This is a genomic window from Leptospira perolatii (assembly GCF_002811875.1).
GTDB classification, from domain to species: Bacteria; Spirochaetota; Leptospiria; order Leptospirales; family Leptospiraceae; genus Leptospira_B; species Leptospira_B perolatii.
In genome coordinates this window covers 1-6888 of the sequence record NZ_NPDZ01000029.1, presented here as the reverse complement: position 1 = coordinate 6888, position 6888 = coordinate 1, and the positions used below count along the sequence as shown (strand labels likewise).

General features: G+C 42.4%; 3 protein-coding genes and 1 pseudogene. All 4 read right to left on the bottom strand.

Annotation, left to right across the window (positions count from 1 at the left end):
- Positions 1-171: 171 nt before the first annotated feature.
- Entirely contained in the window at positions 172-585 is a 414-nt protein-coding gene (locus CH373_RS18385) for a hypothetical protein (protein ID WP_125170058.1), read from the bottom strand.
- Positions 586-772: 187 nt separating this feature from the next.
- On the bottom strand, positions 773-1162 hold the full coding sequence (locus CH373_RS18380; protein WP_100715563.1) for a hypothetical protein: 390 nt from the start codon (positions 1160-1162) through the stop codon (positions 773-775).
- Between the two features lie 242 nt (positions 1163-1404).
- Positions 1405-2178 (bottom strand): hypothetical protein, encoded by a 774-nt coding sequence (locus tag CH373_RS18375; protein WP_100715562.1) that lies wholly within the window; start codon positions 2176-2178, stop codon positions 1405-1407.
- Positions 2175-6888 (bottom strand): annotated as a pseudogene (locus CH373_RS18690) (hypothetical protein); the annotation flags it as partial. The gene CH373_RS18375 and the pseudogene CH373_RS18690, both read right to left, overlap by 4 nt.

The following is a 6888-nucleotide window of genomic DNA, read 5'->3' as shown; positions in this document are numbered from 1 at the left end:
CAGTCACTCCTCCAATTTTATACTTTCCGAATATCCGGAACATTGCATTTAACTTTTCTGTGGACTCTGCTGGGCAAGAGGAGGTCGAGTGATATTCTTTAAGTTGGGCATTGTGTTTGGCAGTGGGCAGACAACAGATAGATCCAAATCGCAATATTATAGAAACGGAAACTATAAAACTCCGCAACCAATTGACGCAGTAAGAATGTCACACTCTACTCTATTTCCACCCACGATCAGGTTTACAGAAGGGGAGTTCTGGCATATCGTCATTTCCACGCCAGCTTGGTCCTCTGCCTGGACGGAGAAGGTAGTTCCGGATGGCACTTCGGTAGATGCCTGCGAAACACCAGTCAGTGGAGAAGAATTTAGAATTAAACTTCCAGTGCAATTTTGTCCCGAATAGACAGATACCAATATTGTTGTAGCTGAGTTCATAGATGCCCCAGCCCGACTAATAACTACAGGCACTGGTCGGTTCCGCAAAAGTACAGTCAATAGTGCATCCGTATCATTTTTCTTCCCATCATCACATCCAAATGAAATGGCTGAAAGGATGGTTAAAAATGCTAGCTTTTTCTTCATAAAGTTCTTACCTGAAATGGAGTTGTTTAGCTTGAACATAGGTAGGCTCTCTTAGACGTCTACTGATTTTTTGATCCAGTTTTTCTGCAACTGACACACGGTTGGCGAAAATCTAACTCAATATTAGTTATAGGTAGTTCAAGTAAATATGCATCGAATGCTTTCATCCAAAAGACTTAACTCCGCTTCAGTAAGCACTTTGGAAATAGGAAACTATTATCTCGATAACAACAATCGAATACACTGTTAATAAGATGGTTCTGGGAACCTTCCCTTTAGATAGAGAAACCCAGTCAAAAAACGATTTCTTTGGAAGTAAACCAACCATCAAGTTATCCTTATGAGGTATTGAATTTGAAATTTGATTACTTATTTCTGCTCCGAACCAAAGTTCTTTTTGTTTTTGGAACGGTTTTCTGAAAATCATTTCAGAAATCGGCTCTATTTCTGAAAGTTCAACTATCGTTGTTTGACAAAGTACACAATTGTTAATATGCTTATTTAGAAAAAGTGGAATTTGTTCCTGAGAATAAAGGAATTGTTGAATGTATTTCCGGTCAAAGCATTTCTTTTCCATATGGCAAATCCTTAATAAGTTAATTATTTTCAATTTTTCTTTGCTTAAATTAACTTAAGCAAAGAAAAATTGTATTCTTCCAGCAAACGGATCTCTAGCAAACTCATAAGCATATAGCATCCTTCTTGCGGAGATCGGCAAGAAGTTCGTTGGGCTCTATGTTAGTGCAGGGAGGAACGTCTTCTTTCTTCCTCCGAAATTTCGCATCCAAAATTTGCACCTTGACTTGTAGGAATTACTCCTCATGGCCATTCTTTCCAAATACTTGATCGACTCACTGGCAAACCAAACAATTCGTAACCTTCAAAATCGCATTTAATTTTAGCTGAGTTCACAAAACGTGAGCAACCGAGCTGAAAACTGCTATCCTTCGATAAGTCTTCTACAATGGGTGCAAATGGATAGTATAAGTTGGTAATGTCGCGGGTGGTCGCCTGACCTCGTCTATCACCGAATAGGCAATTTGTGAATTTAAGCTTTTCTTGATTTTGCTCAACGTTGCAGATCCAATATCTGTCATGAGGATATTCCCTTTCCTCCAACGGGACTTCTTTAAGCTTTTTTCCTCTGTATTTATCTTTTTTGACCTTTCTAAAAAGCCTCAAAACTGCATAAATTACCGCCGTCTCTTCGTTATAGAGTATTATTTTCATGGGGGAGGAGGAACTCAATTGATCTTCTTCTATGTTATGATAGAAAATTTTAAAGATAACTATCTCTGTTTTTCTGGAAGTATCATCTAGATTAGTAGCAAAAGTGAAAACCTGATGCCCATACATATCACCAAAGAGGCGATCGACTTTTGCTCCATCAGGCAAAGTATCGCTCGTTACCGGTAGTGGAAATCTGGGGTAAATATGCCCAATTTCCGCTACCTTTGGCTTACCGTAAACGTGTCCGTAGTACTGAAATAGCCTTGAATCTTCGGTTGCGATTTTTATTTCAAATCTCTCACAATTTACTAAAGCAAGAGCTATCAATGAAAGTCGAAGAATACTTTTTCCAACAGAAATCATTGAGCCAATTCTAACCTTCTTCGCTCAATTCTGTATATCTGAAGCATAAAATTCATCTCATAGTTGCCTAACGGCGTCCCTTTTTTGGTTAAAATCGTTCCAAAAGGATCTGTAGTCCAATATTCTTGAGACCTCAATTGATTTAGGCGCTCGATTTCAGTGAAGATGTCCTTCGATGGGTCTCTTGCGGCATTCAGTGCCCTATCTGTTAACTCATTCATTTTTTGTATTTTTGTTTTCGAATGTACATAATTATCCGTCACTGCTTGTCCAGCGGCCATAGTTCCGTCCAACAGCCCCCCACCACCGAGTCCCATTAAAAATTTATACAAGAAATTCAGTGTTCCAGTTGCTGCACCCATATCACCTAATGGCATTCTAAGGTTATTATAGTTTTTTTCAAAAATATCTATTGCTTTTTGCTCTAGAGAAAGAAAATCCAAGTTACTTCCTTCGAATGTATTTAAATCAACGCCAAGTTGTTTCGTGATAACATCATCGAACTTTCCTTTTCGAACTGCTTGATCTAAGAGCTGATTGTATAAGCCGAGTTCTTGTCCTTCTATACTGCTCTGTAATTCAGGTAGATTCTTAGATCCTAATTTATTTGCCCACGATTCAAAGCTTTGTGTCGCTCGATCTGAATTATTCAGGGCCTTATTCAACTGCAATCGATTGTATCGTTCAAATGCGTTTTTATCTCCCTTCCCACGGGACTGAGTTAGTAATAATTGAGCCTCATCCGTTCCGAAGCTCACATCACTACTAGGATTCCACGGACGTTCCACTTCGGTCCCCTGGGCATCAACGGACCGAACTTTTATTTCACCAGTAGTCAGATCCTGAAAGTAAGTCTTCAATTCTCCATTTTCTAGGCTGTAAATATTGCCAGTTACAGGATCTGCCCATTTTCCAGTGTCTAACAACTTTCGTTTACCTTCAGCAAATCTTTGCTGCGAATCAGGCTCTTCCTCGCCCTCCCTATGTACCAACCCACCTAACATGTCCTTAACTAAGTTACCTCTAGCACTCTCTTGAGCCGCACGTGAAGCCTGAGAATCGGGTGAAGTATCCGAAGAAAATAGACCACTAAAGAATCCAATAGTATCTTCCCACAAACCTTGGGATAGAGCTCTAATCGCTTTCTGGTCGTTTATATGCTTCTTATACTCTTCGTCCGACATACCACCCAGCGACATCGCCTGAGCTTTACCTAAGTCACCAAAGAAGCTGTCGTTATACTTTGCTGTTCCACTTGCTAAATCATACGTCAGTGCTGTCGCTCCGTTTGAGTTCAAGGTCGCCGTAGCGCTCTTCGTCAGGTTGTTATAAGAGTAGCTAGCGTTTGTTCCTAAATAGGCAGGTGTACTTGCAGTCCAGGTATCTCCTCCAAACGCTGTGTGAGAATAATCCAAACCTGCTTGCGAAACTGCCCTGTTCACACTTTGCGAGATGCCCACTGTTTGGCCAAAGCCGCTGTTCTTATCGTAGCTCAATCCTACATTAAGAGAAGCTAATGGACCACCCTGAGAATTGGTTCCCATGCCTACTCCAAAGCCGGTATTGACTCCTGTAAATCCGCTATTGTCAAAGTTAACTCCTAGGTTTGCTGTGATTCGACTGCTTGGGACCATTCTTGCTTGCAAGCCTAGACTCCCGGATATTGCTCCAGTATTCGCGCTGTAGGACAAACTTCCTCCGAATCCGAGTCCGGCTTTCCCTAGTCCTCCTCCCACACTCGCTTGAAAGCCATCTTCATAACTGTAAGACATTCCGTAAGAAATTGCTCCGGCAGAGAAGCCTTGCAAATATGCATTTCCAAAGTTTGCTGCTCCCGCTACTGCTCCGAGCACTCCGCCTTCATACGCTCCTTGCACTGATTTATAGGCTGCATATGCGATGAACGACGCTCCTCCTGTAAATGGTGCCGCAATCACTGCGGCTACTGCCGTCACCGCATCCACGATTTCCTTATTATCATGCAATGTCTTACTAATCATCTTGCCGTCTAACAAGCCAAAGGTGCTTGCTTCCATCACACTTCCCATCGCATTCGAGAATCCATCTCCTTTTAAGGATTCTCCTTCCTGCTTCATCTCATTGTATTTCTCTTTGAGTTTCAGAATCGTATAGAATTGGCTAAAGTGGTGGTCTCCGAATTTCCCTCCTTCGGTTGGTCCAACTAGATAGCCGGAGTTCATCGCAGATTCTTCCATGGCTCTTTTTCCACGTTCATCTGCATTCGTATATTCTAATGCTTTTTGCGGGTCTGTGAATAATTGGCGTAAACTAGCTTGCGCTGCTTGTGCTACTTTGGCAACTGCTACAGGGTCTAGCGCTGTGATCGCTATTTCTCTGTTAGTTGGATTTTCAGGATCGTAGATTCTTTTGAAGTCTAGATCCATCTGTGTCTGTGCAAGGCGAACCATTGTTTGCAGTTCGGCGGAAGTGGGTCCTCCCTTTCCAGCTAACGTATTAAAGTCGGTCAGATCCCACTCTTTTCCGTTGCTGTCTTTTACTTTTGGTAGTAGATCCGGTGAGTTATATATAAAGTCTGTGTATCCTGGTAGCACCTGTGCCTGAGGGTTTCCATCTGGCCCTACGGTTTGGCGAATATACACATTGCCTACTGGCATGAACTGGTCTTGCGTCAGTTGAGACTTCAATTGTTTGTGTAGGTCTTCGTTGGCACTTTTGATCGTCTCTTCGTATGCTTTTGGAATGGAATACAAACTGTCTAAGGTTTGTAGCACTACCATTTTTTGGCTATGCTGATCCATTTCCTCTCTCAGTCCAGTGAATGCTTTGACGTTCTTTTCATCCAGCTTTGTTGTTTGCAGTTGGTTGATAAAGAATTGTACGTCTTGAGCCGCTCCCTCGCTTACAAGCTTTTCATCGAACCTACCTGGACTGTCTGCAAGGACTGAATTCAAAATCGTATTTGCGTTGAGGTTGAGAGATACTCCGGTTGGTAGTGTTCCACCAAAACTTTCTATCATTCCTTGGATCTGGTTGTATGCATCTCTGAGTACGGTGCTATCGTCTTGGTCCTTCATCGTAGACAGGAAGTCCTTTTCCCAGCTAGACTTCTCTTTGATTGCTTTCTCTATTTCTCTTAGGTGTGCTTCTTCGCCTTCCTTAGCTTGCTTGCGGAAGTCACTCCTCCACTCATCCCATTGTTTTAGTATAACCCCTGTTAGGTCATTGAACCTTGCATTTCCAGTGTCTTGCAAGTATTGGATGTTTTGTACCCATTCTTGTTTTCTTGCTTGAAAATCCTTTTCTTTGGCGTCCCAGGAAGCGATTTGGGCCTTTCTTTGCTGTTCAAGGCTTAGCTCAAAGAGTTGATCGACTGTTTTTCCTTTGCCCATATAATCTGAAACTACCGTTTGGTACATTTCAAATTCTATGTTTTGGGCATTCCCATTGCTTAACTTGTTGATGAGTTGGGAAAAGAATTGTTCTCTATCGTCTAAAATTTCTCTTTTGTCTGCCTTCTGCCCACCTGGTCCTACGCTCGCTTCCTGTGCGGCAAAGTATTCGTCTCTTTCTATTTCATATTGGGAACGTGAAAGCACTGCTAGTGCAGACACAAACTCGTCTCCGGACACCATAAATGCTGTTTTTACCCCATCGCTGCCAGTTGCTATAGAACTGGTTGCCACAGCTGTAGTTCCACCTGGTGTATAATTAGTATTATTTCTTACTAATAAACCGTATGCGTCGTGTATGTATCGATCTTGTGCTACCGGATCTCCGTTTTTTCCTGCGATTTTATCTAGATTCAGTCCTTCTTTTCCAGCAGTCCATTGTAGGCTTCCCGCCGTTAAGGTTCCTGCACCGTTCAAGAAGTTGGTATCACTCGATTGTAGTCCAGTGTTCAATTTGTACTTACCCGCGCTATTTCCAGTTCCAAGCAGTACCGATCGCAATTGCTCCGCACTAGAAATATCCGTGTAATAATTTAGCTCTGCTTGCAGATCTTTGAGCTTAGTCGCAGATGCAGTCGCATTGCTGATGGAGTTTTGTAGCTCCGTTTTGGTTGTAGACCATTTTTCAGCAGCTTGGATTGCTGCTGCTCCAACGAGCGGATTCCCCCATCCCATAATGGCAATGATGATTGCCTCCGCGTTTGTAATCTGCTCCAGCTTCGCATTCATTCTAGATTCATACTGGGAATAGGTATCCGATTCCAATCTTAGGTTAGCCGTAGAACTAGCCTTATCATCTTCCTCAATAAACCAAACACCATTAAAAGCGTCCTGAGCAATCCTCATCAGATAAGATGGTTCGCCACCATTCAATCTCGTCCTCACAAAACCATAAATATCATACTGTGGGTATTTGGAGGAAAGTCCACTCCCAAAAGTCGCTGGTGGCCCGGTTTGGCCTCTAACTCCATTGATAAAATCCCACATCCCTATCTTTCCACTAAGCACACCTTCCATGATATTGTACTCAGATCGCAGGTTGGTTTCTAATGTCTTATACTTTGAACTCCCAACATCAACTAGTCCATTCAATCCACTTGCGTTAAACAGACCAGCTTGGGGAACCAGAAATTGATTCAGACTACTCTGTAAAGTATTCCGCTCACTCGCGATCTGCTTTTTCAGATCCTCCATTCTATCCTTGATCTTTGTCTCTGCTTGGCTAAATCGTAGTGCTCTCTCTGCCCAGTCTTCAGTGGCTTGTTTGTTTTCTGCTACT

Coding starts and splice junctions, on each gene's coding strand:
- CH373_RS18380 (WP_100715563.1), bottom strand. CDS start 1,162: ATGGAAAAGAAATGCTTTGACCGGAAATACATTCAACAATTCCTTTAT.
- CH373_RS18385 (WP_125170058.1), bottom strand. CDS start 585: ATGAAGAAAAAGCTAGCATTTTTAACCATCCTTTCAGCCATTTCATTT.
- CH373_RS18375 (WP_100715562.1), bottom strand. CDS start 2,178: ATGATTTCTGTTGGAAAAAGTATTCTTCGACTTTCATTGATAGCTCTT.